This window comes from Burkholderia sp. USMB20, assembly GCF_000949135.2.
GTDB lineage: Bacteria > Pseudomonadota > Gammaproteobacteria > Burkholderiales > Burkholderiaceae > Burkholderia.
Window position 1 is genome coordinate 241,914 of sequence record NZ_JTAN02000001.1, and the last position, 25,712, is coordinate 267,625.

21 protein-coding genes are annotated in these 25,712 nt (G+C 67.3%); 7 read left to right on the forward strand and 14 right to left on the reverse strand.

Going from position 1 to position 25,712, the window contains the following annotated elements:
- Nucleotides 1-76 precede the first annotated feature (76 nt).
- Nucleotides 77-706 carry a hypothetical protein gene (locus PL79_RS36980; protein WP_328591950.1) on the forward strand — a complete coding sequence of 210 codons (630 nt, stop codon included), beginning with the start codon at nt 77-79 and terminating at the stop codon, nt 704-706.
- Nucleotides 707-864: 158 nt separating this feature from the next.
- Here the strand turns inward: PL79_RS36980 and PL79_RS01170 are convergent, their stop codons facing one another.
- Nucleotides 865-1,563, reverse strand: coding sequence for an MgtC/SapB family protein (locus PL79_RS01170; RefSeq protein ID WP_044845020.1), 699 nt, complete (start codon nt 1,561-1,563; stop codon nt 865-867).
- A gap of 113 nt (nt 1,564-1,676) precedes the next feature.
- Here PL79_RS01170 and PL79_RS01175 point away from each other — a divergent pair, with 113 nt between their 5' ends.
- Nucleotides 1,677-2,786: an AGE family epimerase/isomerase gene (locus tag PL79_RS01175; protein WP_044845019.1), complete on the forward strand. Its 1,110-nt coding sequence runs from the start codon at nt 1,677-1,679 to the stop codon at nt 2,784-2,786.
- Here PL79_RS01175 and PL79_RS01180 read toward each other — a convergent pair.
- Nucleotides 2,759-4,387 carry a methyl-accepting chemotaxis protein gene (locus PL79_RS01180; RefSeq protein WP_044845018.1) on the reverse strand — a complete coding sequence of 543 codons (1,629 nt, stop codon included), beginning with the start codon at nt 4,385-4,387 and terminating at the stop codon, nt 2,759-2,761. The two genes, PL79_RS01175 and PL79_RS01180, sit on opposite strands and share 28 nt — an antisense overlap.
- Nucleotides 4,388-4,656: 269 nt before the next feature.
- Here PL79_RS01180 and PL79_RS01185 point away from each other — a divergent pair, with 269 nt between their 5' ends.
- A complete protein-coding gene (locus PL79_RS01185; RefSeq protein ID WP_044845017.1) occupies nt 4,657-5,100 on the forward strand; it encodes a PaaI family thioesterase in 444 nt (147 codons plus the stop codon).
- A gap of 31 nt (nt 5,101-5,131) precedes the next feature.
- Here the strand turns inward: PL79_RS01185 and PL79_RS01190 are convergent, their stop codons facing one another.
- From PL79_RS01190 to prpB, 9 genes are all read right to left on the reverse strand, one after another.
- Nucleotides 5,132-5,839 carry a hypothetical protein gene (locus PL79_RS01190; protein ID WP_082088501.1) on the reverse strand — a complete coding sequence of 236 codons (708 nt, stop codon included), beginning with the start codon at nt 5,837-5,839 and terminating at the stop codon, nt 5,132-5,134.
- Nucleotides 5,836-6,450, reverse strand: a complete 615-nt coding sequence (locus PL79_RS01195) for a hypothetical protein (protein WP_082088500.1) — start codon at nt 6,448-6,450, stop codon at nt 5,836-5,838. Before PL79_RS01195 ends, PL79_RS01190 begins: the two co-directional genes overlap by 4 nt.
- Entirely contained in the window at nt 6,447-7,007 is a 561-nt protein-coding gene (locus PL79_RS01200) for a hypothetical protein (RefSeq protein WP_044845016.1), read from the reverse strand. Before PL79_RS01200 ends, PL79_RS01195 begins: the two co-directional genes overlap by 4 nt.
- A complete protein-coding gene (locus tag PL79_RS01205) occupies nt 7,004-7,681 on the reverse strand; it encodes a PAAR domain-containing protein (protein ID WP_044845015.1) in 678 nt (225 codons plus the stop codon). The genes PL79_RS01200 and PL79_RS01205 overlap by 4 nt, the downstream gene beginning before the upstream one ends.
- A gap of 179 nt (nt 7,682-7,860) precedes the next feature.
- Nucleotides 7,861-8,910 (reverse strand): CaiB/BaiF CoA transferase family protein, encoded by a 1,050-nt coding sequence (locus PL79_RS01210; RefSeq protein ID WP_044845014.1) that lies wholly within the window; start codon nt 8,908-8,910, stop codon nt 7,861-7,863.
- A 322-nt stretch (nt 8,911-9,232) separates the two neighbouring features.
- Complete coding sequence (gene prpF / locus PL79_RS01215; RefSeq protein ID WP_044845013.1) at nt 9,233-10,423, reverse strand: 2-methylaconitate cis-trans isomerase PrpF; 1,191 nt, start codon at nt 10,421-10,423, stop codon at nt 9,233-9,235.
- 25 nt (nt 10,424-10,448) lie between these two features.
- On the reverse strand, nt 10,449-13,043 hold the full coding sequence (acnD, locus tag PL79_RS01220; protein ID WP_044845012.1) for a Fe/S-dependent 2-methylisocitrate dehydratase AcnD: 2,595 nt from the start codon (nt 13,041-13,043) through the stop codon (nt 10,449-10,451).
- A 79-nt stretch (nt 13,044-13,122) separates the two neighbouring features.
- Nucleotides 13,123-14,295 (reverse strand): bifunctional 2-methylcitrate synthase/citrate synthase, encoded by a 1,173-nt coding sequence (gene prpC, locus PL79_RS01225; protein WP_044845011.1) that lies wholly within the window; start codon nt 14,293-14,295, stop codon nt 13,123-13,125.
- A gap of 117 nt (nt 14,296-14,412) precedes the next feature.
- A complete protein-coding gene (gene prpB, locus PL79_RS01230; RefSeq protein WP_044845010.1) occupies nt 14,413-15,306 on the reverse strand; it encodes a methylisocitrate lyase in 894 nt (297 codons plus the stop codon).
- A 170-nt stretch (nt 15,307-15,476) separates the two neighbouring features.
- Between prpB and prpR the strand changes: the two genes are divergently transcribed.
- The gene (prpR, locus tag PL79_RS01235; RefSeq protein WP_044845009.1) at nt 15,477-17,465 is read left to right on the forward strand and encodes a propionate catabolism operon regulatory protein PrpR; all 1,989 of its coding nucleotides are present in this window, start codon (nt 15,477-15,479) and stop codon (nt 17,463-17,465) included.
- 54 nt (nt 17,466-17,519) lie between these two features.
- On the opposite strand, the gene PL79_RS01240 is transcribed toward prpR, so the two are convergent.
- Nucleotides 17,520-18,173 (reverse strand): CGNR zinc finger domain-containing protein, encoded by a 654-nt coding sequence (locus PL79_RS01240; protein ID WP_044845008.1) that lies wholly within the window; start codon nt 18,171-18,173, stop codon nt 17,520-17,522.
- Between the two features lie 255 nt (nt 18,174-18,428).
- On the opposite strand from PL79_RS01240, the gene PL79_RS01245 reads away from it, so the two are divergent.
- Entirely contained in the window at nt 18,429-18,812 is a 384-nt protein-coding gene (locus tag PL79_RS01245) for a VOC family protein (protein ID WP_044845007.1), read from the forward strand.
- Nucleotides 18,813-19,007: 195 nt separating this feature from the next.
- On the opposite strand, the gene PL79_RS01250 is transcribed toward PL79_RS01245, so the two are convergent.
- The gene (locus PL79_RS01250; protein ID WP_044845006.1) at nt 19,008-19,856 is read right to left on the reverse strand and encodes an ureidoglycolate lyase; all 849 of its coding nucleotides are present in this window, start codon (nt 19,854-19,856) and stop codon (nt 19,008-19,010) included.
- 655 nt (nt 19,857-20,511) lie between these two features.
- Here PL79_RS01250 and PL79_RS01260 point away from each other — a divergent pair.
- Both PL79_RS01260 and PL79_RS01265 read left to right on the forward strand, forming a co-directional pair.
- Nucleotides 20,512-21,336 (forward strand): IclR family transcriptional regulator, encoded by an 825-nt coding sequence (locus PL79_RS01260; protein ID WP_193759795.1) that lies wholly within the window; start codon nt 20,512-20,514, stop codon nt 21,334-21,336.
- A gap of 244 nt (nt 21,337-21,580) precedes the next feature.
- The gene (locus PL79_RS01265) at nt 21,581-22,132 is read left to right on the forward strand and encodes a hypothetical protein (protein ID WP_044845005.1); all 552 of its coding nucleotides are present in this window, start codon (nt 21,581-21,583) and stop codon (nt 22,130-22,132) included.
- Between the two features lie 688 nt (nt 22,133-22,820).
- Here PL79_RS01265 and PL79_RS01270 read toward each other — a convergent pair.
- Nucleotides 22,821-25,190: a GNAT family N-acetyltransferase gene (locus tag PL79_RS01270; protein WP_044845004.1), complete on the reverse strand. Its 2,370-nt coding sequence runs from the start codon at nt 25,188-25,190 to the stop codon at nt 22,821-22,823.
- Nucleotides 25,191-25,712: the final 522 nt, after the last annotated feature.

The window sequence follows — 25,712 nt, forward strand, 5'->3', positions numbered from 1 at the left end:
CAGTCGCACGTCGCTTGCCGCCGGAGGATGCGCGACGCCCCTTCGTGGTCTCGCCGGGCGCCCGCGCCGCGTCATCGTGTGCGACCGGCACGGCCGCACCTTCGGCCTCCCCGCCCGCTTTCACGAGACGATCGGCGATGACGGCCTCGACCGCACCACCCACTGCATCGGCATTCGCGGTCGAACGATCGGCGTTCGTCCCGGCCGCGCCGCCGGCTTCCGACACGCGCCCGGCCTTCATCTGGCCGCCGTCGGTTGCCGGCTCACCGGCTGCGCGCGCGGTGTCACCATCGGACCGCCGCGCCCCGCCGGGCATCGTCGTGTCGGCCGCGGGCGCGGGCACGACATCGGCACCGACCGCATCGCCGTTTCCCCGCGTCGAAGCAGGCTCCGTCGCCGTCGCGACGTCGGGCGCCGGCTCGACCGCACCGGCAGCGGCGCCCGGCGTCGCGAATCCGTCCAGCGTCGCCTGCCGGGCGGCGTCCTCGCCGTCCGCAACGGCGGCCACCGTCTCGGCGTCCGCCACCGCGTCATCACGCGAGACGGCCGGCGCACGCGCAGCCGGCTCGCGCACCGGATCGCCGAACAGGTCGAGCGTGTGTTCGTCCCGCGGCGCATCGCCGCCCGCGTTGCCGGACCGCGCGGTTGCCTTGGCGGCGGTGTCTGCCGCGGCCGCGACGGAACGCGGGCGCGAACGGGCCGATGAACGGTCGGAGCGGGAATGGGAACGGGAGCGAGGCACGGAAACGGATTCGGTCATGGAGTCGGATTGCAGGCCCGCGAGCGCGGAACCGAAGGTCGAACGGAATCAGTGACCGGCCATTGTCGCATGACCGATCGCCGATCCGGCCGATCGGATGCCGTCTATTCGTCGCCCGGCAACCCGCCGCCTTGCTCGAATCGCGTCACGCACGACAGCCCGCGCAGCTTGTCGCAGATCGCGCGGTATTCGAGATCGGACACGCGCGCGAGCGCGATGCGCACCTCGTCGTGCTCGCCCGTGTCGTCGGCGCGCTGCACGATGAATTGCTTCACGCGCGCGCTGTCGGGGCCGAGCGCCGCGTGCAGCGAATCGAACGTCAGCGCGCCGCTCACCACCGTCAGCGCGAGCTGGCGCCGCTGCCGCACAGTGAAGTAGCGCCGCTCGAGCGGCTTGATGCCGGCCAGGATGATCAGGATGATGAGCGTCGCGGCAATCGCCGCGACGTACAGGCCGCCGCCCACCGCGAGGCCGATCGCGGCGACCGACCACAGGCTCGCGGCCGTCGTCAGCCCGCGCACGATCTCGCCGCGCAGCAGGATCGAGCCCGCGCCGAGGAAACCGATCCCCGATACCACCTGCGCGGCGATCCGCGACGGATCGAGCACGACGTGGTCGCTGCTGCCAAGCACATCGGCGAAACCGAATGCCGATACGATCATGATGAGCGTCGAGCCGACACAGACCAGCATGTGCGTGCGCAGGCCGGCCGCCCAGGAAAGGCGCTCGCGCTCGATGCCGATGACGCTGCCGAGCGCAGCCGCGAGAACCAGCCGCATCACGAGTTCCAGGTTGCCGAGCATCCGATTTCTCTCTTTTTTGGCGTCGGCCGCGCGGAATGTTTTATCCTTGGCCCCGGCCGCGCCGATCCTCCGGGCCGCGCCGACACGTTTCGATCCAAGCGCATAACCCCGTCATGTCCGTTTCCGACTCCGCTTCCGCCCAGGCCGCCCAGCTGCGCCGTCATTTCGCGCACGTCGTCTTGCCGATCTGGCAGGGTTCAGGGTTCGACCACACGCTGCGGCTACCGTTCGAGGCCGTCGATCCGGCCAGCCATGCACCGCTGCCCGTCACCCGTTATCGCGCCATGGCCTGCGCGCGGCAGCTGTTCGTGTTCGCGCAGGCCGGCAACATCGCGCACGCGGCCACGCTGTTCGACTCGCTGTGCGGCCGCTTCCGCGACCCGCGCCACGGCGGCTGGTTCTACAGCGTCGACGCGCAAGGCGCGCCGCTCGACACGACCAAGGACCTCTATACGCACGCGTTCGTCGTGTTCGCGTGTGCCGCGTGGCATGCGGCGTCGGGCGACGCCGCGGCGCGCGCGGCCGCCGAGGACACCGCCGCGCTGATCCAGGACCGCTTCGCGCCGCAGCCGGGCGACGCGCTGCTCGACGCCGCGCGTCACGCCGATTTCTCGTCGTCGGGCAGCGGCGCGCTGCAAAACCCGCTGATGCACCTGACCGAAGCGTGGCTCGCGGCCGCCGATGCGTTCGGCGACACGGCGTTCGACGATGCGCTCGCGCGCACCGCGCAGGCCGTCGAACGCACGTTCGTCGATACCGTGACCGGCTGCGTCGCCGAGCTGCCGCTCGGGGCGGCCGACAACCGCTTCGAGCCCGGCCATCAGTTCGAGTGGTTCTATCTGGTCGACGCGGCCGGCGCGCGCCTCGCGCAAACCGGGCTGCCCGACGCGCTCGCGCGCGCGTTCGCGTTCGCCGAGCAGCACGGGGTCGATCCGCAGACGGGCGCCGTGTGCGCGGCGGTCGACGCACGAGGCGCATGCCTCGACGGCACGCAGCGGATCTGGGCGCAGACCGAATACCTGCGCGCGCTCGCGACGCACGGCGGCACGCCGGCGTCCGCGCCGCTCGCGCGGCAGATCGAGCGCTTCGCCGCGCGCTTCCTGCATCCGCGCGGCTGGTTCGAGTGCAAGACGGCCGACGGGCAGGTGTCGCGCGCCGACATGCCGTCGACGACGCCCTACCACCTCGCGACCGCTTACGCGGCGCTGCCCGCCGTTTCGTAACCGGCGTCGGCCGGCGACGCCGACCCGCGCTCGTCGCGAACCCCGCGAGCCGCGCGCGCGTCGCCCAGTTCGAACACCGACACCGCCTGCATCAGGTGCGCGGTCTGGTCGTTCAGCGACGCAGCCGCCGCCGCGACTTCCTCCACCAGTGCCGCGTTCTGCTGCGTCAGCTGGTCCATTTGCGTGACGGCCTGGTTGACCTGCTCGATGCCGACGGTCTGCTCGACCGACGCGGCCGTGATCTCCGACATCGTCTGCACGACCCGCGTGATCGACGCCGAGACCGTCCGCATCGCGTCGCCGGCCCGTTCGACGAGTTCCGAGCCGCCGTCGATCTGCGCGACCGACTCCTCGATCAGCGCCTTGATCTCCTTCGCCGATTGCGCGCTGCGCTGCGCGAGCGAGCGCACTTCGCCCGCGACCACCGCGAAGCCGCGGCCCTGCTCGCCGGCCCGCGCGGCCTCGACCGCCGCGTTCAGCGCGAGGATGTTGGTCTGGAACGCGATGCCGTCGATCACCGAAATGATCTCCGCGATCCGCCCGGAGCTCTGCGCGATGCCGCGCATCCGGTCGATCACGCTGTCGACCACGCCGCCGCCGTGGCGCGTCGCGTCGAGCGCCGCGTCGGCCAGCGCGCTGGCCGCACGTGCGCTGTCGGTGTTCTGGCGCACGGTCGCGGTCAGTTCCTCCATGCTCGCGGCGGTTTCCTCGAGCGACGCGGCCTGCGTGCCCGTGCGCGCGGACAGGTCCGCGTTGCCGCCGGCGATCTCGCCCGCGCCGAGGTGGATCGCGTCGGATGCGTGACGCACGGTGCGCACGGTGTCCGCGATGCTCGCCTGCATCGCGGCGAGGCCGCGCAGCATCCGGTCGATCTCGAACACGCCGCCCGCCCGCACGGCCTCGTCGAGCCGGCCCTGCGCGATCCGCTCGAAATGGCGGCCGGCTTCGTCCAGCGGCGCGACGACCGTGCGCCGCGCGGCCGCGTAGATGGCCGCGCTTGCCGCGAGCATCGCCACCAGCAGCACGATGCCGACCCACTTGAACCACTGCATCCCGCTGTCGATCGTGGCGAGCGCGTCGCGGCTCGACGCGCCGCCGTAGTCGGCGAAGCGGTGCAGTTCGGCGAGATACGCGTCCTGGAAGCCTTGGGTCGGCTGGTCGAGGAACGCCTGGATGTTGTCGGCGTCGAGGAACTGCACGAGTTCGCCCAGCGCGCCGCGCAGCGCGCGATAGCGCTCGGCGAGCGCCGCGACGCGCGCGCGGTTCGTCGCGTCGACGGCCTGTGCGGCCGTCAGCGCGGCGAACGCCTTGTCCGCTTCGCCGAGCGAAGCGCTGGCATGGCGGATGATCTCGTCGGGCTTCGGGCCGCCGCGCACCATCCGCGTGCCGGCGCGCGACAGGTTCACGCGGGCGTCGAGCAGGCGCTCGGTCGCCTGGCTGGCCGCGTCGACCTGCGCGATCGCGACGTTCGACAGATCGTCGACGCCGCTGCGCGTCGACGCGAGCGCCCAGAAGCCGAGCGCCTCGATCGCGAACAGAAAGAGGCAAAACACGGTCAACACGCCGAGCAGACCCGACGCGAGCTTGATTTTTCCGAACATGGGGGAGATTCCTGGAGAGCCGACGATGAAGCAATGCCCCGGCATTAGCGGCATTTCTTCGTCGGACTTTAGGAACATCCGGCGAGCGGCGCCCGGCCAGTGCCCGCCATTCCCGTCGAATCGCCGGCAAACGAGGACAACACGCGCGTTCGACGCAATCATCACGTCGCATCGCGCTGGCATCTGCATGAAATGCGGACGAATTTCCTTGCTTATCCGCGGCCCCCTTCCTAGAGTTCAGCGCAAGCGGACACGCATTGGGGAAGTCGATGACGGACATCACGGACCACGCGCGCGGCGCATTGCGCGCGCAACCGTTCAGCATGCTGCTGGGCACGGAGCTGATGCATATCGGCGACAACGAAGTGTCGCTGTGCCTGCCCGTGCGGGAAGAACTGCGGCAGCAGCACGGCTTCGTGCACGGCGGCGTGATCGGCTATCTCGCCGACAACGCGCTGACGTTCGCCGGCGCGCTGGTGCTCGGCCCGCGCGTCATCACCGCCGAATACAAGATCAACTACCTGCGGCCGGCCGTGAACGGCACGCTCGTTGCGCGCGCGAAGGTCGTCTACGCGGGCCGGCACCAGGCGACCTGCCAGTGTCATGTGTTCGTCATCGACGGCGATCACGAACGGCTCGTCGCGATCGCGCAAGGCACGATCAACCGCGTCGGCGACGGCAAGATGCCGGATGCGCGGGAGGAAACGGCGTGAGGCAGATTCGTCGGCGAATCGTTCGGCTGTCTTATTGCTCGCCCTGAACCGAAAATTGAAATGGAATCTCGGGACGCGTAAATCGAAGCCGAACCTCGTTCAGGGCCGGAACAAAGCGCCGCTTTTCAAACGTGTAGTACGAAATTAATAGGCCGAGACGGGTCTCTTGTGCATCATCGAACAGATAGCTGTTCTTCGGAAATGCAAGCAATCCGGCCTTTGTTGCCAATACGGCCCGACAGGACGAAAGCAGACTCGGCAAATGAAGAAATGCCGCGCTTTTTCTAGACTCGAACGGGTTGGTCAGCAAGTAGATTTGGCGATGGCGGCCAGATTCACCAGACCCGTTGCTGTTTCCCTCCACACAAAGAGCCGACGGACGATGGTCCGCGGCTCCAGAAAAAAATATGCTCGCGCTTCCGGGGTAGATATCCACTGGATGTTCACCAGGGAAAGTCGTTGCGTTCGAAAAGCGATAGATCCTGCCGCCAATCGATATCTGGTGCTCCGCTACTGTGACGTGTACCGTCTTCCCGTCCAAGTCGATTTGAAAATCCTGGTATACGCCTCCATTACCGCGATAGGAATATAGAACGCTTGCGCGTTGCTCGACTGGACTGCCAAACAATGCACTCGATTGGGCCGCATAGAACTCGTCATAGCTGTCGTAGATCGTAGCGCCATGAGCGCTCCTTGCGAAGGCAACCAGGATTGCCACCAAGGTCATTGCGGGTTTCATCGGTATGCTTTTCCTCCGCTCGCCTTCAGATAGTCGGGATTGTGCTTCCAAAATACCGTATCCCCGTGCGCGGCTGTCGAAACCCACACCGAATCGTAACGCCCGCGCTCACCCCCATCGACGATCTTCCCGGTCCTTTTATTTCGGATTTTCCATCGAACGATGACCTCGCGCCGCTTCTCCGGCACGCCAAAAATGTTGTCCGATTGCGAACCCCATTTGAAGCCATCACGAACCTTGGGATGGTTTCCGTAATTGGTTTTGAAGTCCAGGCCGTCCCACCAAAATGCCCCATTCGAGGGGTCCGGCCGCTCGTTGGCCAATGCTTTTTGAGCCCAGTCAACAGCCAGCGCCATGCCAGGATTCAACACAATTTCGCTGTCAGGCGTGCGCATCAATTTGTTGAATCTTGCGTTGGAGCCATCCCATGCATACGAGTAATTCGGGTCCGCCGCACGCAGTTCCGACACCATTTTTCCTCCCCACGCTCGGCACCGATTTGCGACGGCAAACGCAATCCCTCCGATTTCCTGCGAATCGTTCGCCGTGGACGCCTCCCCATACGCAATCGCGGCAAGTAATCGCACGTTCCCATCAATCTTGCCTCTCATCGTACGTCACCCTCGCGCCATGCCACGAAGATGAGATTCGGATGCGCCTTCACCGAGAAGGCGCGAGTTTCCCCTTCCGTTAGCGCCGCGTCGCAGACAAGGGAATGCTCGTCACTCGAGAGCCTGTAGATCATTCCCTCGACAGGCGTATCGGTCATCGCATCACGGATTTCGAAGTAGCACTCGAGATCGTCATCTACGTCCACGTGCGCCCGACTATGTGTGCGAGCGTGTGGAGTAACAAGAGTGGCCGCTTCCTCTGCCGTAAAAGACATGCTCATGCCGCGCTCCGCATAAAAAACGGGCGGCGGATTGCAACCACAGACGTTGATGTCACCACTCAACGCCCAAGGCTTGCCATTCGGCCCGGTACCCGGCCAGCGTGGACCTGCCGGCGCAATAAATCCTTCCTGCTTGCACGCTGCGCAGTACGTTTTCATGTAGAGCGTCGCGATATGCACGCGTGGCGGCGGATTGGAACACGTGACGTGCTCCAATCCTTCCGTAATGCTCGCACTGCCACCCTGATCGCCCTTCGCAAGGAAATAGCGGATCACGCGACGTCTCCTGGGCGTGCCGTAGTCGAACGCTTCACCAGCGTGAAGGTAAAGGCGGATACGAGACCCTCGCGCTCCGGGCTGTCCGTAATGATGTCGCCGTTATCGAGTTCGCTTCCGACGAAAGCCAGCGGCTCGAAGTCACGGTTATCCGCCAGCGCAAGACCGCTTACGATTCGCGCGGTCGAACCGTCCGCATAGTGGACCTGATTACCCACGATACCGGCCTTGCCAAGCCGGACACCGGTGTTCCATGCACCGGTTGCGTTGCGCAGCACGCCACCTCGCGCAGTCGTTGCGCCTCGCACCGCGAGCCGGTAGCGCGGCGGCTCAGGCGAAGGCACATAAGCCGCATCGAACAAGCCATCGACGGTCTCGCCCGCCGGAACATGAATGCCCCATAACCGCTGAAGTGTTTCGACGATACGATCGCCATTGCTCAATCGGCTACCTACCAGTGCAAATGGCTTTTCTCGGCAAACCGCATAATTGCCGGCGCCGTCGGTAATGACTGCCTCACTGCCACCCTCGTACGTGACGACATCGCCAACTCGGGCAACAGCAAGCCCAGCGACAGCAAGGCCGCTGGTAGCTTGGGTCACGCGACCACCGCGCTCAGTGAGCGCTCCGATGGTGGCGAAGAGATAAGTCGGCGCGCTCTGCTCGTTCTTCATCTGGATGTCCTTTCTCGACGAATGGATAAGGATTGTTCGACGCAAAAATTTGCGTGATCGAGAAAGGAAAAACAATCAGACGAATTCGAAACTCCTACCGACAACGAGGATTATTTTTTTCTGTCTCAATACCTCGATGCGGTCGGCATTATCCGAGATATATCCGACTTGGGATGCACTTAAGCTTCATCGCCCGTCAACGGCAGAAAACGCGGCGCCACGCGCGCCCGAACGTTGCCGCTCGCATCGGTACGATAGATCCCGCGCGCCGCATTGTGCGGATGCTCCACCGCTTCGGCCACGCTCAGCACCGGCGCAAAGCACGCGTCCGTCCCTTCGAGCAGCGCGCGCCAGTGCGCGGACGGCTGCTGCGCGAACACCTCCGCGAAACGCGCCTTCAGCGCCGGCCAGCGTGCGCGATCGTACTGCGACGCCGGATCGACATCGCTCAACCCGAGCCGCTCGACCAGCAACGCATAGAACGGCGGCTCGAGCGCGCCGATCGTCACGCATTCGCCGTCCGCGCATCGATACACGTCGTAGAACGGCGCATCGTGGAAGAGGCTCGGCTGCGCGCCATCGAGCTGCCCGTTCGCGCGTGCCCACAACGCGAGCGAGCCGAGCATCGACACGATGTCGACGATCGCGCCGTCGACCACGCGCCCCGGGCCGCCGCCGCGCACGTCGAACAGCGCGCAGACGATTCCGAACGCGAGCCCGAGCGCGCCGCCCGCATCGCCGACGACGGTCGGCGGCACGCCGGGCCGGCCGTCGCGCGGTGCCGACAGCGACAGCATCCCCGTCAGCGCGACGTAGTTCAGGTCATGCCCGGCGGCCGTCGCGAGCGGGCCGCCCTGGCCCCAGCCCGTCATGCGCCCATACACGAGCTTCGGGTTGTGGCGCGCGCAATCGTCGGGCCCGAGGCCGAGGCGTTCCATCACGCCGGGACGCAGGCCCTCGATCAGCGCGTCGGCCTGCGCGATCAGGGCGAGCGCCGCATCGCGGCCGGTCGGCGTCTTCAGATCGAGCTCGACGATCGTTTTGCCTTCGCGCAGCAGGTCGCCGTCGCGGCCCAGCAGCGCGTCCGGTGCGCTGGTGCGGCCGGCCGGACGTGCGATCAGCGTGATGCGCGCGCCCATCCCAGCGAGCATCCAGCCCGCGAGCGGGCCGGGGCCGAGGCCTTCGAATTCGACGATGTGGACGCCGGCAAGCGGCGCATCAAGCGACATGCGATTCTCCTGTCGATCCACGTTAGCGCTTTAGCGCTTACGTGGATCCCATGCTTCGCGGTCGATCCACGTTAGCGCTTTAGTGCTCACGTGGGTCCCATGCTTTGGGATCGATCTGCGATGACTCACGCCAGCGCGGATCCGTGCGTCACGACCGGGGCACGCTTCCGCGCACCGGTACGGTCACCGATCCCACGCGTTGAATAGCGAATTGCCTTCGTCACGCATGCGCCAAACGAAAAAATCCCTGCGCAGCGGGTCCGCTTCGCAGGGATCGGTCCGGTTCAGCGCTGCAGGGTTGCACGCACGAACCGCGGCACGCTCAGAACGCATCCCCCGGCACCCGCACCCAGCCTTCCATCAGCACGCGCGCGCTGCGGCTCATGATCGCCTTCGTGACGGTCCATTCGCCGTTCTCGAGCTGCGCTTCCGCGCCGACGCGCAGCGTGCCCGACGGATGCCCGAAGCGCACCGCATTACGCTCACCGCCGCCCGCCGCAAGGTTGACGAGCGTGCCGGGGATCGCCGCGGCCGTGCCGATCGCGACCGCCGCCGTGCCCATCATCGCGTGGTGCAGCTTGCCCATCGACATCGCCCGCACCAGCAGGTCGACGTCGCCCGCATTCACGCGCTTGCCGCTCGACGCGACATAGTCGGCCGGCTTCGCGACGAACGCGACCTTCGGCGTATGCTGCCGCGTCGCGATCTCGTCGAGCGTATCGATCAGTCCCATGCGCAGCGCGCCGTGCGCGCGGATCGTCTCGAACTTCTCGAGCGCCTTCGGGTCGCCGTTGATCGCGTCCTGCAGCTCCGTGCCCGTATAGCCGATCGCCTCGGCCTCGACGAAGATGGTCGGAATCCCCGCGTTGATCATCGTCGCCTTCAGCGTGCCGATACCCGGCACGGCGAGGTCGTCGACCAGGTTGCCGGTCGGGAACATCGAGCCGCCCGCGCCCTCTTCGTCGGCGGCCGGGTCCATGAACTCGAGCTGCACTTCGGCGGCCGGGAACGTGACGCCGTCCAGTTCGAAATCGCCCGTCTCCTGCACGGCGCCATTCGTGATCGGCACGTGCGCGACGATCGTCTTGCCGATGTTCGCCTGCCAGATCCGCACGGTCGCGACGCCGTCGCGCGGCACGCGCGACGCATCGACGAGGCCGCCGCTGATCGCGAACGGGCCGACCGCCGCCGACAGGTTGCCGCAGTTGCCGGTCCAGTCGACGAACGCGCGGTCGATCGCGACCTGCCCGAACAGGTAGTCGACATCATGCCCCGGCCGCGTGCTCTTCGACACGATCACCGTCTTGCTGGTGGACGACGTCGCGCCGCCCATCCCGTCGATCTGCTTGCCGTACGGATCGGGGCTGCCGATCACGCGCAAGAGCAGCGCGTCGCGCGCGGCGCCCGGCGCCTGGGCGGCATCCGGCAGATCCTGCAGCCGGAAGAACACGCCCTTGCTGGTGCCGCCGCGCATGTAGGTCGCGGGAATCCTGATTTGAGGAATGTGAGCCATGTTTGCGTTGTCCCTGATGACCCGGTCAAGCCGCCTGCGACGATTCGAGGAAGTCCTGCGCGAAGCGCTGCAGCACGCCGCCCGCGTCGTAGATCGACACTTCCTCGGCCGTATCGAGCCGGCACGTCACCGGCACTTCCACGCGCTCGCCGTTCTTGCGGTGAATCACCAGCGTGAGATCGGCACGCGGCGTGCGCTCGCCGATCACGTCGAAGGTCTCGGTGCCGTCGATGCCAAGCGTCGTGCGGTTCGTGCCCGCCTTGAACTCGAGCGGCAGCACGCCCATCCCGATCAGGTTCGTGCGGTGGATCCGCTCGAAGCCCTCGGCGACGATGGCCTCGACGCCCGCGAGCCGCACGCCCTTCGCGGCCCAGTCGCGCGACGAGCCCTGGCCGTAGTCGGCGCCCGCGATCACGATCAGCGGCTGCTTGCGATTCATGTACGTCTCGATCGCTTCCCACATCCGCATGACCTTGCCGTCCGGCTCGACGCGCGCGAGCGAGCCCTTCTTCACCGCGCCGTCGACGACCGCCATCTCGTTGATCAGCGTCGGGTTCGCGAAGGTCGCGCGCTGCGCGGTCAGGTGGTCTCCCCGGTGCGTCGCGTACGAGTTGAAGTCTTCTTCAGGCAAGCCCATCTTCGCGAGGTATTCGCCGGCCGCGCTATCCAGCAGGATCGCGTTCGACGGCGACAGGTGGTCGGTCGTGATGTTATCGCCGAGCACCGCGAGCGGACGCATGCCCTTGAGCGTGCGCTCGCCGGCGAGCGCGCCTTCCCAGTACGGCGGGCGGCGGATGTACGTGCTCTGCGCGCGCCAGTCGTACAGCGGCGCCGCACGCTCGCCCGCATCGGCCGCGCGCGCGAACATCGGTTCGTAGACCTTGCGGAACTGCTCGGGCTTCACGCTCGATGCGACGATCGCGTCGATTTCCTCGTCGGTCGGCCAGATGTCCTTCAGCGTGACGGGCTTGCCATCCTGGTCGTGGCCCAGCACGTCCTTCTCGATGTCGAAGCGGATCGTGCCGGCGATCGCATACGCGACGACGAGCGGCGGCGACGCGAGGAACGCCTGCTTCGCATACGGGTGGATACGGCCGTCGAAGTTGCGGTTGCCGGACAGCACGGCCGTCGCGTACAGGTCGCGCTCGACGATCTCCTGCTGGATCTTCGGATCGAGCGCGCCCGACATCCCGTTGCAGGTCGTGCACGCGAACGCGACGATGCCGAAGCCGAGCTTCTCGAGCTCCGGCAGCAGGTTCGCTTCTTCCAGATACAGCTCGACCGCCTTCGAGCCCGGCGCGAGCGAGCTCTTCACCCACGGCTTGCGCGTGAGGCCGCGCGCGTTCGCGTTGCGCGCGAGCAAGGCGGCCGCGATCACGTTGCGCGGGTTGCTGGTGTTCGTGCAGCTCGTGATCGCGGCGATGATCACCGCGCCGTCGGGCATCTCGCCCGCCTTCTCTTCCCACTGGCCAGCGATCCCGCGCGCGGCGAGGTCGGACGTCGGCAGCCGCTTGTGCGGGTTCGACGGGCCGGCCATGTTGCGCACCACGCTCGACAGGTCGAACGTCAGCGTGCGCTCGTACTGCGCGTCGTTCAGCGTATCGGCCCACAGGCCCGCCGCCTTCGCGTAGGTCTCGACCAGCTTCACCTGCTCGTCGCTGCGGCCGGTGAGGCGCAGGTAGTCGGTCGTCTGGCCGTCGATGAAGAACATCGCGGCCGTCGCGCCGTATTCAGGCGCCATGTTCGAGATCGTCGCGCGATCGCCGAGCGTGAGGCTCGCCGCGCCTTCGCCGCGGAATTCCAGATACGCGCCGACGACCTTTTCCTTGCGCAGGAACTCGGTCAGTGCGAGCACCACGTCGGTTGCCGTGATGCCGGGCTGGCGCTTGCCGGTCAGTTCGACGCCGACGATGTCGGGCAGGCGCATCCACGATGCGCGGCCGAGCATCACGTTCTCCGCTTCCAGCCCGCCCACACCGATCGCGATCACGCCGAGCGCGTCGACGTGCGGCGTGTGGCTGTCGGTGCCGACGCAGGTGTCCGGGAACGCGACGCCGTCCTGCGTCTGGATCACCGGCGACATCTTCTCGAGGTTGATCTGGTGCATGATGCCGTTGCCCGGCGGGATCACGTCGACGTTCTCGAACGACCGCTTGGTCCATTCGATGAAGTGGAAGCGATCCTCGTTGCGGCGATCCTCGATCGCGCGGTTCTTCGCGAACGCGTCGGGATCGAAGCCGCCGCACTCGACGGCGAGCGAGTGGTCGACGATCAGCTGCACGGGCACGACCGGGTTCACCTTGGCCGGGTCGCCGCCGCGCTCGGCGATCGCGTCGCGCAGGCCCGCGAGGTCGACGAGCGCCGTCTGGCCGAGGATGTCGTGGCACACCACGCGCGCCGGGAACCACGGGAAGTCGCGTTCGCGCTTGCGCTCGATGATCTGCGTCAGCGACTCGGCGAGGATCGCCGGATCGCAGCGGCGCACGAGGTTTTCGGCGAGCACGCGCGACGTGTACGGCAGCGTGTCGTATGCGCCGGGAGCGATCGCTTCGACCGCGGCACGCGCGTCGAAGTAGTCCAGCGACGTGCCGGGCAGGGGTTTGCGGTTGGCGGTATTCATGATGTGGGGCGGAATTCGGGGTAAGACGTTGCGCGCGCCGGCGGCCCGCATCACGGACGCCGGCGCGCGCGGCCGAAGATCAGCGCTTCTCGATCGGCACGAACTGCAGGTCTTCCGGACCCGTGTAGTTCGCGCTCGGGCGGATGATCTTGTTGTCGACGCGCTGCTCGATGATGTGCGCGCTCCAGCCGGACGTGCGCGAGATCACGAACAGCGGCGTGAACATCGCGGTCGGCACGCCCATCATGTGATACGACACCGCGCTGAACCAGTCGAGGTTCGGGAACATCTTCTTCGCGTCCCACATCACCGATTCCAGGCGCTCGGCGATGCTGTACAGCTTCAGGTCGCCCGCTTCCTTCGACAGCTTGTGCGCGACGCCCTTGATCACCTTGTTGCGCGGATCGGAGATCGTGTAGACCGGATGGCCGAAGCCGATCACGACTTCCTTGTTCTCGACGCGGCGGCGGATGTCGGCTTCGGCGTCGTCCGGCGAGCTGTAGCGGCTCTGGATTTCATACGCGACTTCGTTCGCGCCGCCGTGCTTCGGCCCGCGCAGCGCGCCGATCGCGCCGGTGATCGCCGAATAGATGTCCGAACCCGTGCCCGCGATCACGCGGCCGGTGAACGTCGATGCGTTGAACTCGTGCTCCGCGTACAGGATCAGCGACGTGTGCATCGCGTCGACCCACGACTTCGACGGCGTCTTGCCGTGCAGCAGGTGCAGGAAGTGACCGCCGATCGAGTCGTCGTCGGTTTCCGTCTCGATGCGCTTGCCGTTGTGCGAGAAGTGATACCAGTACAGCAGCATCGAGCCGAGCGACGCCATCAGGCGGTCGGCGATGTCGCGCGCGCCCGGCAGGTTGTGATCGTCCTTCTCCGGCAGCACGGTGCCGAGCACCGACACGCCGGTGCGCATCACGTCCATCGGATGAGCCGACGCCGGGATCTGCTCGAGCGCGGCCTTCAGCGCGCTCGGCAGGCCGCGCAGCGCGCGCAGCTTGGTCTTGTATGCGGCCAGTTCGGTCAGGTTCGGCAGCGTGCCGTGCACGAGCAGGTGCGCGATTTCCTCGAACTCGCACGATTCGGCGACGTCGAGAATGTCGTAGCCGCGATAGTGCAGGTCGTTGCCGGTCTTGCCGACCGTGCACAGCGCCGTGTTGCCGGCCGTCACGCCCGACAGCGCCACCGACTTCTTCGGCTTGAATGCGCCTGCGGCGGCCGGTGCTGCTGCGTCTTTCGTCTCGCTCATGTTTCCGTTCTCCAATGGGTATCTGGGGTGTCATGTCGGCCGGGCGCCGCGCTCGTGCGCGCGGCCCGGCTTCATGCAAAAGCGTTCCGGGAACCGTGTCCCGGCGCGCGGGCCGCGTTACTTCTTGCCCTGCGCGAACAGTTCGTCGAGCTTCTGCTCGTACGCGTGATAGCCGAGGAAGTCGTACAGCTCGGCGCGGGTCTGCATGGTCGGCACCGCCGCCTTCTGCGTGCCGTCGCGGCGCAGCGTCTCGTAGAAATTCAGCGCGGCCTTGTTCATCGCGCGATACGCGCCGCAGCAGTACAGCGCGATGTCGACGTTCGCCTCGCGCAGCTCGTCGAGCGTGAACAGCGGCGTCGAGCCGAACTCGGTCAGGTTCGCGAGGATCGGCACCTTCACCGCGGCCTTGAAGCGGCGATAGTCGTCGAGCGTCTTCATCGCTTCCGGGAAGATCATGTCCGCGCCGGCTTCCACGTAGGCGATCGCGCGCTCGATCGCGGCGTCGATCCCTTCTGCAGCAGCCGCGTCGGTGCGGGCCATGATCACGAACTGGTCGTCGGTGCGCGCGTCGACCGCGGCCTTCACGCGATCGACCATTTCGTCGGTCGGCACGACTTCCTTGCCCGGACGGTGGCCGCAACGCTTCTGACCGACCTGGTCCTCGAGGTGGACGGCCGCGACACCGGCCTTGATGAACGAACGGACCGTGCGCGCGATGTTGAACGCGCCGCCCCAGCCCGTATCGATGTCGACGAGCAGCGGCAGGTCGGTCGCGTTGGTGATCCGGTTCGCGTCGATCAGCACGTCTTCCATCGTGCTGATGCCGAGATCGGGAATGCCGAGCGAATTCGCGGCGACGCCGCCGCCCGACAGGTACACGGCCTTGAAGCCGACGGCCTGCGCCATCTTGGCTGCGTACGCGGTGATCGCGCCGACCACCTGCAGCGGCTGCTCGGCCGCGACTGCCGCGCGGAATTTCGCGCCGGCGCTCTGAAGATGCGTGTTGCTCATGAACGGCCTCCTGAAGGAATGACCATGAACAGCAAGGACCGGGCCAGCTCGTGAATCGGGGCTAACCCACTGATTCTTAAGCAACCGGCACGGGCGAGGCAGCGCCCGATGATTTCATTTCAGCAATTTCATGTTTCAAAAATGAAATCGCGCGCGCATAATCGGTCGCCATGGACCTCTCCTCGACCAAGCCCGTCGGCCCGGCCGACCGCACGGTGCGTCCGCGCATCTGGGCGATGGGCATCAGCCGCCTGCGCGACCTGTTTCGCGAGATCGCCGGCGAATTCGACGAACGCGCCGACGTGCGCATCGTCACGCGGGCCTATGAAGACGCGCTGAGCGCGATCGCGGAGGCCGGCACCGCGCGCCCCGACGTGATCGTCGCAGCCGGCTCGAACGGCGGCTTCCTGAAAACGCGTGCGCAGGTGCCGGTCGTGGTCGTGTCGCCGACCGGCTTCGACGTGATGCAGGCGCTCGCTCGCGCGCGGCGCGACGCGTCGCGGATCGCGCTCGTCAGCGCCGGCGAGACGCCACCCGAAGTGCGCCGCTTCGTCGCCGCCTACGGCCTCGACGTGCAGTTTGCGTCATATCAGTCCGCGCAGGAAGCGGAAGCCTGCGTGCACGACCTGCACGACCGCGGCATCGAGACGATCGTCGGCCCCGGCCTCGTCACCGATCTCGCGGCGAGCGCCGGCATGGGCGCGGTGTTCCTGTATTCGCACGCGTCGGTGCGCAAGGCGGTCGAGACGGCGCTCGAGGTCGCGTACGCGACGCACGCCGAGGCGTTTCGCCGCCAGCGGCTCGACAACCTGCTGCAGCACCTGCGCGACGGCGTGGTCGCGCTCGACGCGCGCGGCCGCGTCGAAGCCATCAACGAGCGGCTCGCGTCGGCGCTCGGGGTCGAACCCGCGGCGGCAGTCGGCCGCGCGCTCGTCGACCTGCGTCCGGAACTGCGCACGCTGCGCGGCGAGGACGGCGACGCGCTCGCGACCGTGCGCGGCGTGCGCTACGTCGTGCATCGCGGGCCGCTCGTCGATCGCGGCGTCACGTCGGGCAGCGTGCTGACGTTCCAGGAATCGCGCGCGGTCGAACGGCTCGACCGCGCGCTGCGTTCGCAGCCGAACACGCAGCAGTTCGCGGCGCGCTACACGCTCGACGACGTGGTCGGCGCGTCCGCGCCGATGGCGCGCGTGCGCGATCTCGTGCGCCGCTACGCGAAATCCGATGCGACGGTGCTCGTGCTCGGCGAAAGCGGCACCGGCAAGGAAATGATCGCGCAGAGCCTGCACGCGCTGTCGGTGCGGCGCAGCTATCCGTTCGTCGCGATCAACTGCGGCGCATTTCCGGAGGCGCTGCTCGAGAGCGAGCTGTTCGGTTACGAGGAAGGCGCGTTCACCGGCGCGCGGCGCGGCGGCAAGACCGGGCTGTTCGAGGCCGCGCACCGCGGCACGCTGTTTCTCGACGAGATCGGCGAGATGCCGCCGTCGCTGCAAAGCCGGCTGCTGCGCGTGCTGCAGGAGCGCGAGGTGATCCGTCTCGGCTCGACCGAACCGATCCGCATCGACGTGCGCGTGATCGCCGCGACGCACCGGCCGCTGCTCGCGGCCGTCGAGGCCGGCACGTTCCGCGCGGACCTGTATTACCGGCTCAACATCCTGAACGTCGGCCTGCCGCCGCTGCGCGAGCGCGCCGCCGACATTCCGGCGCTGGCGGCCACGCTGCTCGTGCAGGCCGCGCGGCGCGAGCCGCGGCTGGCCGAACGCGTGCGCGAGGCCGACGATGCGACGCGCGTGCTCGGCGCGACGCAGGCGACGCTCGCGCGCTACCGCTGGCCCGGCAACGTGCGGGAATTGCAGAACGTGATCGAGCGGATCGCGGTGGAACTGGCCGAGGAGGTCGACGAGAACGATCCGGGTGCGGCATGCGCGGCACTCGCGCCCGATGCGCTGCAGGCGATCGCACCCGAGCTGTTCGCGGCGCTGCCCGATGCGGCCGATGCCGACGCCACCGACGCGCAGACGCTCCACGCGCGCCGCCGTCGCGCGGAAGCAGACGAGATCCGCGCGGTGCTCGATGCGTGCGGCGGCGATCGCGATCGCGCGTGCGCGATGCTCGGCATCAGCAAGACGACGCTGTGGCGGAAGCTGTCGGCGAAATAGGTTCGGGCGGGATGGGCGCGATCGACGCGTGACGCACAGGGACGCGCGCTGCCGTCAATCGGCCTTGTGATAGTGGCGGTACGCCTTCGCGCGATTGCCGCAGGACGACATCGAGCACCAGCGGCGGCTGCCGTTCTTGCTGTCGTCGATGAACAGCCACTGGCATGCGTCGTTCGCGCAGCGCTTGACCTTCGCGAGGCGCGCGCCGCCCAGCAGGTCGGTCGCCGACCACAGCACCGGGCTCAGCAGCCCCGCGAGCGTCGCGCCCGCTGCCCCGATCCGCCACGCGTAACCGCCGTCGATCCGCGCGAGCGCGACGCGCGGCGCCGCTTCCGCCAGAAAACCGCCCAGCAGCGCGAGATCGTCGGCTTGCGGCTCGCGCCGCTCGGCCTGCGCGTGAAAGAGCCGGTACAACGCCTCGCGCAGCGCGAGCGCGCGCGCCAGCGTCGCCGGCTCGTCGCCCTTCTCTGTCTCCTGCTCACGGACGCGACATGCGTCGGCCAGGCCGGCCGGTACGCCCGCCTGCTCGCGGCACCATGCGAACAGGTCGTCCAGCGTGCCGAAGGTTTCGGTCGGCACGTCGGCGCCACGCCAGTACAGCGTGTTCGCGAAATCGATGCTCAGCGTTTCGGACGGCGCCGGAACCAGGCAGTCCGTCGTGACGGAAGGTTGCGTTTTGCTCATGACGCGATCGTATCTAACCACCATGCCGGTTGACAAGCATCCGGACGCTTCCTAACATAACCAGCATGGTGGTTAAAAACAGGTTTGCCGCTGTGATGTCCCCTCTTTAGTTCAAGGAGCCACAGATGATCGATCTTTTTTCGCACGACGTTGTCCACACCGGCCACAGCCGCGCGTTCCACGACAGCATGCTCGGCGCGCTTCGTCACAAGCGGATGGCCTGGTGGTTATAAACAGGTTTGCTGCACTGATGCCCCCCTTCAGTTCAAGGAGCCACAGATGATCGATCACCTTTCGTTCGGCGTTGCCCACATCGACCGCAGCCGCGCGTTCTACGACAGCACGCTCGGCGCGCTCGGCTACAAGCGGCTGTACAGCGACGACGGATCCCTCGGCTACGGCACCAGCGAACCGGTGCTGTGGTTGCAGCACGCGGCGCGTCCAGTCGTCGCCGATCCCGATTCAGGGTTGCACCTGTCGTTTCGCGCAGCGTCGCCGGTGGAAGTCGATGCGTTCTACCGCGCCGCGCTGCAGCACGGCGGACAGGACAACGGCGGGCCGGGCAAACGCGAGCACTACGGCCCCGGCTATTACGCGGCGTTCGTCGTCGATCCCGACGGGTATCGCCTCGAAGCCCATTGCGAGCTGGGCAACGTCGTCTGATCCGCCGAGTCCCAACGCGGATGAACGACAAGGGCCCGCTTCCGCGTCATGCGGAACCGGGCCCTTGTCTTTGTTGCATCGTGGTCGGCGTTCGACTCGCGTCGGTCGCCGCCGGCGATCCGGCGACGGGTCCGGCGGCGCTGGCGGATAGCCGGCCGGTTACGTCCGCCAGCCTCGCCCGCGCCGCGCGAGCGCTCACTGCGCGTTGCGCGTGCTCTGCAACTGCTCGCCGAGCCCCGCGATCCCGAGGCGCACCGTCTGACCGGCCTTCAGGAACACCGGCGACGGCTTGATGCCCATCCCGACGCCCGGCGGCGTACCGGTCGTGATCACGTCGCCCGGTTGCAGCGTCATGCAGGTCGACAGGTAGGCGATCAGTTGCGCGACGGTGAACACCATCGTGCGCGTGTTGCCGTTCTGATAGCGGTGGCCGTCGATCTCGAGCCACAGGTCGAGGCGCTGCGGATCGGGCACCTCGTCGCGCGTGACGAGCCACGGGCCGATCGGGCCGAACGTGTCGAAGCCCTTGCCCTTGTCCCACTGGCCGCCGCGCTCGATCTGCCACTCGCGCTCGGACACGTCGTTGACGACGCAGTAGCCGGCGACGTAATCCAGCGCGCGCGCTTCGTCGACGTCCTTGCACGTCGCGCCGATCACGACGCCCAGTTCGACTTCCCAGTCCGTCTTCACGGAGCCCTTCGGGATGTCGATGCCGTCGTTCGGGCCGCAGATCGAACTGGTCCACTTGCCGAACACCACGGGTTCCTTCGGCACCGGCATGCCGGCTTCGGCTGCGTGATCGGCATAGTTGAGACCAATGCCGATGAACTTGCCGACGCGCCCGACGCAGGCGCCGATGCGCGGCTCGCCGGAGACGAGCGGCAGCGTGGCCGGGTCGATCGCGCGCAGGCGCGCGAGACCGGCGTCGGACAGCGCGTCGCCGGCAAGATCCGGCACGTGCGCGGACAGGTCGCGAATCCGGCCGTCCGCGTCGAGAATACCGGGCTTTTCCTGGCCCGACGGGCCATAGCGAAGCAGTTTCATCGTGCTCAACCTCTGTTGTCGAATGTGACAGGATACCGGCCGACGCGGCCGCTGACGGCCACGCGCCGGACTGAATGCCGATCGTCGATGACGCGCGTCGGCCCCCGAATCCGGCAGGCCAATCGACACGCGAGGCTCGCGCAGGCGCAGCGATCGCGGCGCCGCACCGGGTGCGACGCGCATCGAACGGGCGGCCGCCGGTCTGCGCATCGGCGACGACGGCCCGGCATCCGCGCCATGTGCCGGCCGATGCCGGTCGGCTTCACGCGCGGCCGCACCGTCGCTGGCCCGCCGCTCTTTGTACCATCGGCGGCCCGCCGTGAAATGACGCGCGACGGATACCGACTATTGGTGCGCCTGCGGAGATTGCACAGCAGCATCGGGGCCGCCGAACCATCCGGATTTACGCCCAATGCTGCGGTCCTTCGATACCGAAAGATGAATGTCGAATATTTCTTACGACCCTGTCATCGGGAACGGCATGTGATCCGTTCTTGCTGGACAACGATCGGCAAAAAGACGCCGCATTGCACACTGAACGTTTATTGTCAGGCTCGTCCGGACGGCAGTCACATCCGCATGCGGCTTCGCGAATCTGCGTGCAAACCGGCCAGCGTGCGTCGCCAACCGATTGGCCATTCCCGGACTTCCTACCATGACGCAAACGACCAATAACCCGCTCCCCGGCAGCGACGCACGGGCGTCGATGGGCGCAGCCGACCGCTATCGCGCACCCGCCCTCGACAAGGGGCTCGACATTCTCGAACTCCTGTCGGAACAAAAGGAAGGGCTCACCCGCACCGAAATCACGAAGGAGCTCGGCCGCAACGCGAGCGAGATCTACCGGATGCTCGAACGTCTCGTCGCGCGCCGCTACGTGATGCGCTCGAGCGGCGGCGACCGTTACACGCTCAGCCTGAAACTGTTCGCGCTCGCGCACCGCCATCCGCCGATGAACCGGCTGATCGCCGAGGCCTTGCCGCTGATGCAGCGCTTCGCCGATGCGGCCGAACAGTCGTGCCATCTGACCGTCTACGATCGCGGCAACCTGCTCGTGATCGCACAGGTGGACGGCCCCGGCCCGTGGGGCGTGTCGGTGCGGCTCGGCTCGCGCGTCGGGCTTGCCGATACGGCGTCGGGACGCGTGATGCTGTCGTTCCAGGGTACCGAGCAGCGCGCGCACATGCTGGTCGAGCATCGCAAGGTCAAGGGTGAAACGCCGATGAACGAGCAGGAACTCGCGCACGCGTGCCAGTCCATCCGCCAGTCCGGCTACGTGCGCCAGGACAGCCGCCAGGCATACGGCGTCACCGACCTGAGCGCGCCGATCCTCGGCCCGGCCGGCCATGCGATCGCGGTGCTGACCTGCCCGTACATGCGCCGGATCGACTCGCACATGGCGCCGTCCGTGGAGGTGGTCGTCGCAAGGCTGCGCGATACGGCAGGCCAGTTGTCGATGTGCCGCGCGGAGACTTGCTGAATATGGTTGAGCGGGCGACCGCGTTGAAAGTGGTCGGGCGGTCGGGCGCGGCGGGCGGTCGTTCGGTCAGCGGGTCGGGCAGGCCAGTGCGACGCCGCCCACGCGGTATGCGATGCGCGCCGGTCGCACGGGCGTTCGTACCGGCATTCCGCAGACCGTTTCCGGATGCGCGGACGCCGCGCTACGCTAGAATAGCGGCCCTCTCAAAAACTACGGCGGCCGGCTGTCGCGGCCGTCGTATCCGATGGATGTCATGGCCAAACTTCTGAACGATCAAGAATTCCAGCGTTTCTCCGAACTTCAGCAGAAGCAGGCGAGCTTCACGATCACGTCCGAGGAAGCGGACGAGCTGCGCGACATCGTCGCGCGCGCGCAGAAGAAGCGCGACGACCGTGCCGCAGCGATGCGGGCGATCGAGAACTACATCGAGCAGTTCGACATCACGCCCGACGAACTCTTTTCGCCCGAGCAGATCGGCGACGCCGCACGTACCTACGGCCTCATCACGGCCACCAAGAAGGAACGCACGCTGCCGCCGTCGATCACGTTCAACGGCAAGCCGTACCAATGGACCAAGACGCTTCCGGACGACGTGCGCGGCGCGCTATTCGATGCATTCACGGCCGGCGAATCGGTCAAGCGCTTCATCGCGATGCCGAAGGACATCGCGCGTTGCGCGCTGACGATCGCCCGCCTCGAGCGCGAAACCGGCGGCATCTATGCCGACGCGCACCTCGAAGAACTCGCGATTTCGCGTGAGCAGGTGAACGACGCGGCGTCGAAACTCGCTGCATAAACGCTGCTGCGGGCACGGTTCATGCGTGCCCGCACCGGCGCGGACGCCGGCAAAAGCCGGCGCCGCGCCAGCCGGAGCACTGCGTTCGCAAGCTCCCGAAAAGTCTCACCGAAGCGTCCCGTAAACGCTCACCAAGGCATCCCGGAAAAGCTCACCTGAAGCCCCCGGAGACGCTCACCAACCCCTTCCCGAACGTTCTCACCGATGCCTGCCGGAGATGCTCACCGGGGCCTCCCGGAAAGGCTCACCAGGGCTTCCTGCAAGGGCTCACCGGCAGCTCCCCGGAAAGGCTCACCGAGCACTCCCGTATCGGCTCACCCGACAGCTCCCGGAAAAGCTCACTCGCGGCTCCCGAAAAGTCTCACCTCTGCTCTGTTTCCGATCCTGCGCATGCGAAATGCCGGAGTTCATGCGCTCGACCATGACACCCCGGAACCGGTGATACGCGGAGGTCATCGGCGCACGCAACGCGCCCGCCGCGGATGCCGTGACTCGACGCGCTCGACATTCCCCGCCGGTCACCGGGCGAACGTTGTACCGATCCGCGCAGTCGAGAGAACCAGCCGAACGATCGGCACACCGAACGACGACGAATTCGCTCGGCAGCGCCTGTGCATCATCGACATCATGCATGCCGTACCGGCTCTGCACGCTGCCGCCGGACGCGCGAGCACGCTCACCCACGCAATTACGGTTGCAGCTTCATCCTGAACCCCACCACGCCGGGTTCCTCCGTCGTCGACACGGCGAAGCCGCACGCCTTCGCCAGCGAGATCATCGCGGTGTTCTCGCGCAGCGCCTCGCCGATCATCCATCCGGTGCCGCGCGATCGCGCATAGTCGATGATGCGGGTCATCATCAGCCGCCCGAGCCCCTTGCCCTTCTGATCGGGCCGCACGGCGATCGCGAACTCCGCCGTCTCGTTGTCGGGATCGGTAACCGCACGCGCCACCGCGAGCGTGTGCGACCGGCCCGACACGTCGGTGAACGACACGATGAAGGCCATCTCGCGGTCGTAGTCGATCTGCGTCATGCGCGCGACTTGCGAATGATCGAAGCTGCGCACCGCGCCGAAGAAACGCATCCGCAGATCGTCCGGCGTCATCGCGGCAAGCAGTTCATTGTGTGCTTCCTCGTCTTCCGGACGGATCGGACGGATCGTCACGGTCTCGCCGCGCCATTCGAGCGTCTGCTCGAGATGGCGCGGATACGGCATGATCGCGAGCCGGCTGCGCCCGGCCGCCACCGTGATACGCGGCGCGACCACGTATGCCCGATCGGACAGCACGCGCAGCGTGACCGACATCGCGACGACTTCGCGCACGTCGCAAACGACTTGCGACAGTGCCGTCAGCGCATCGAGCGTGGGTTCGACGGGCGTGCGGCGCGCATACGGCGAACGCTCCATCACCGCGCGGGCGAGCACCGTATTCAACGGCGGCAGCCCGTACACGACGAACGGCGCCGATACCCCATCCGCCGGCGGCACGGCATAACGGAACACCGGGCCGAAGTTCGAATCGTCGTACATGTCGACCGTGACATCGACGATTCTGGCGCCGGCCGATTCGTCGGCCGGTGAATCGGCCGGCTCGCCGTGCAGGCCGAAGTGGGAGAGCCAATGCAACGCCGCTTCGCCGGCCAGTTCATGCTCGCCGGCCTCGACCATCCGTCGCGCCTCGGCCTGCGCGGATGCAACGCATTCGGCCGGCTGCTGCGGCGTGCCCTCGGGCGTCTGCATCAGCAACTGCCGCCCGAGGTTGTAGTCGACGAGCCGTGCGTATGCGCGCGCAAGCCGCTGCGGCGTGGTGTGCACGGGAATGCCGTTCGCGTGCAGCGCGTCGCGCGTCGCCGCGTCGACCGCACCGAAGAAACACGCGAGGATGCCGCGGTACGCGTACTGCCGCGATTCGATCAGGGTGCGCGCGACCGCGTCGGCCGGCGCGCTGTGAGACGTCGAATGCACGACGAACAGCGTGCCCGTTTGCGGAAACGGCGCGAGCGCCTCGATGGCGGCGCCGAAATGTTCGGGACGCGCATCGTCGCCGAGCGTCAGCGGATTGCCGGGCGCGGCCAGATGCGGCAGCGCGGCAGCGACCGCCGACGTGGCCGCAGCCGGCCAGTCGGCCAACACGTCGCGCACCTCCGCGACCGCATCGACCGCGAGTTTCGCGACGCCTGCGTCGCTCGTCACGAGCGTCGCCGCGCCGCGCGCGGTGACGCGCCCGACGCCGAGCGTCTCGATCTCGTCGAGCAGATCGTCAAGCGCATCGACACGCACCAACCCCGCGCGCTGGAACGCCGCCGTGTAAAGCGCGTCGCCGGGATCGGCGCGCCCAGTGCGCAGCGCGAGCACCGGCTTGTTGCGCGCCGCCGCGCGCGCTGCCGACATGAACTTGCGCGCGGCGCACACGGTGTCGAGTTCCAGCAGGATCGCGCGCGTGCCGGGATCGCTGGCGAGGTAGTCGAGCACGTCGCCCGCGTCGACGTCGGCTTCGCGGCCCAGCGCGACGACATGCGAAAAACCGAGGCCTCGCGCATCGGCCCAGCCGAGTACTGCGTTCGTCAGCGCGTTCGATTGCGACACCCACGCGACGCCGCCCGATCGTGCCGTATAGGCCGGCGCGCCGAAATGCGCATGCCGCGCGGGCGACAGCACGCCGAGACTGCCGGGCCCGACGATTCGGAGCACGAACGGTTTCGCGGCCTTGAGCGTGCGATCGAGCGCGGCGCGATCGGCGTCGGTGCGCGCCTCGCCGACGATCACCGCGACGCGCGTGCCGATCTCGCCGAGCTTGCGTACGATGCCGGCCCACGTGGCAGGCGGCGTGCAGATCACGGCGACCGACGGCGGCGCGGGCAGCCGGTCGACATCGGCCACGACCGTGTGCCCGTTCAGTTCGCGATGCTTCGGATTGACGGGCCACACGTGCCCCTCGAACGCGCCGTCGAGCACGCGCGCCCACACCATCGCGCCGATACTGCCCGCGCGCGACGATGCACCGACGACCGCGACGGACCTGGGCTGGAACAACGCATCGAGATGGCGGACGGTCACATCGGCTCCATACGGTAACGAAAGACGACACGACCGGCACACGGGCACGGATGGCCGTGCACCGGTCGACGCGAACTCCAAGCATAGGCGAACCCGATGCGGCTGCCTATATGCCGAACGGCCGACTGTGCGACGCGCATCAATGCCCGCAACATGGGCCGGTCGCCGACGCCTTCGCACGACGCAATGGGCGAAGGCGACACGATGCGGTCATCCGGCCGTCACTTCAAAGGTGAGGATTTACAGGAACCATGGTGAGCAACTTCGGGAATTGCACGGCGCAATGCGCCAATGCGCGAGAGGTGACGGCAATCGGCGGTACGTCAGCACCGCGGCGATCGACAACGCCAATGCGCGCATGCCGCGTAATTGCGGGGTTGTTTACCGGAATTCGCGGCGATATCCGGTCGAATCGCGGTGAATTCGCAAAACGGCATCCGTCAATCGCGCGGCATTGGCGTTCAATTCGCGGTTTCAAGTCGTGCTGCCGCCACCCAAAAAACAAAACGGTGCGACGGCCGC

Excerpts from the sequence above, each read along its gene's own strand:
- PL79_RS01170 (WP_044845020.1), bottom strand. The coding sequence starts at position 1,563 with ATGCTCGGCAACCTGGAACTCGTGATGCGGCTGGTTCTCGCGGCTGCG.
- PL79_RS01175 (WP_044845019.1), top strand. The coding sequence starts at position 1,677 with ATGTCCGTTTCCGACTCCGCTTCCGCCCAGGCCGCCCAGCTGCGCCGT.
- PL79_RS01180 (WP_044845018.1), bottom strand. The coding sequence starts at position 4,387 with ATGTTCGGAAAAATCAAGCTCGCGTCGGGTCTGCTCGGCGTGTTGACC.
- PL79_RS01185 (WP_044845017.1), top strand. The coding sequence starts at position 4,657 with ATGACGGACATCACGGACCACGCGCGCGGCGCATTGCGCGCGCAACCG.
- PL79_RS01190 (WP_082088501.1), bottom strand. The coding sequence starts at position 5,839 with ATGAAACCCGCAATGACCTTGGTGGCAATCCTGGTTGCCTTCGCAAGG.
- PL79_RS01195 (WP_082088500.1), bottom strand. The coding sequence starts at position 6,450 with ATGAGAGGCAAGATTGATGGGAACGTGCGATTACTTGCCGCGATTGCG.
- PL79_RS01205 (WP_044845015.1), bottom strand. The coding sequence starts at position 7,681 with ATGAAGAACGAGCAGAGCGCGCCGACTTATCTCTTCGCCACCATCGGA.
- PL79_RS01210 (WP_044845014.1), bottom strand. The coding sequence starts at position 8,910 with ATGTCGCTTGATGCGCCGCTTGCCGGCGTCCACATCGTCGAATTCGAA.
- prpF (WP_044845013.1), bottom strand. The coding sequence starts at position 10,423 with ATGGCTCACATTCCTCAAATCAGGATTCCCGCGACCTACATGCGCGGC.
- acnD (WP_044845012.1), bottom strand. The coding sequence starts at position 13,043 with ATGAATACCGCCAACCGCAAACCCCTGCCCGGCACGTCGCTGGACTAC.
- prpC (WP_044845011.1), bottom strand. The coding sequence starts at position 14,295 with ATGAGCGAGACGAAAGACGCAGCAGCACCGGCCGCCGCAGGCGCATTC.
- prpB (WP_044845010.1), bottom strand. The coding sequence starts at position 15,306 with ATGAGCAACACGCATCTTCAGAGCGCCGGCGCGAAATTCCGCGCGGCA.
- prpR (WP_044845009.1), top strand. The coding sequence starts at position 15,477 with ATGGACCTCTCCTCGACCAAGCCCGTCGGCCCGGCCGACCGCACGGTG.
- PL79_RS01240 (WP_044845008.1), bottom strand. The coding sequence starts at position 18,173 with ATGGTGGTTAGATACGATCGCGTCATGAGCAAAACGCAACCTTCCGTC.
- PL79_RS01245 (WP_044845007.1), top strand. The coding sequence starts at position 18,429 with ATGATCGATCACCTTTCGTTCGGCGTTGCCCACATCGACCGCAGCCGC.
- PL79_RS01250 (WP_044845006.1), bottom strand. The coding sequence starts at position 19,856 with ATGAAACTGCTTCGCTATGGCCCGTCGGGCCAGGAAAAGCCCGGTATT.
- PL79_RS01260 (WP_193759795.1), top strand. The coding sequence starts at position 20,512 with ATGACGCAAACGACCAATAACCCGCTCCCCGGCAGCGACGCACGGGCG.
- PL79_RS01265 (WP_044845005.1), top strand. The coding sequence starts at position 21,581 with ATGGATGTCATGGCCAAACTTCTGAACGATCAAGAATTCCAGCGTTTC.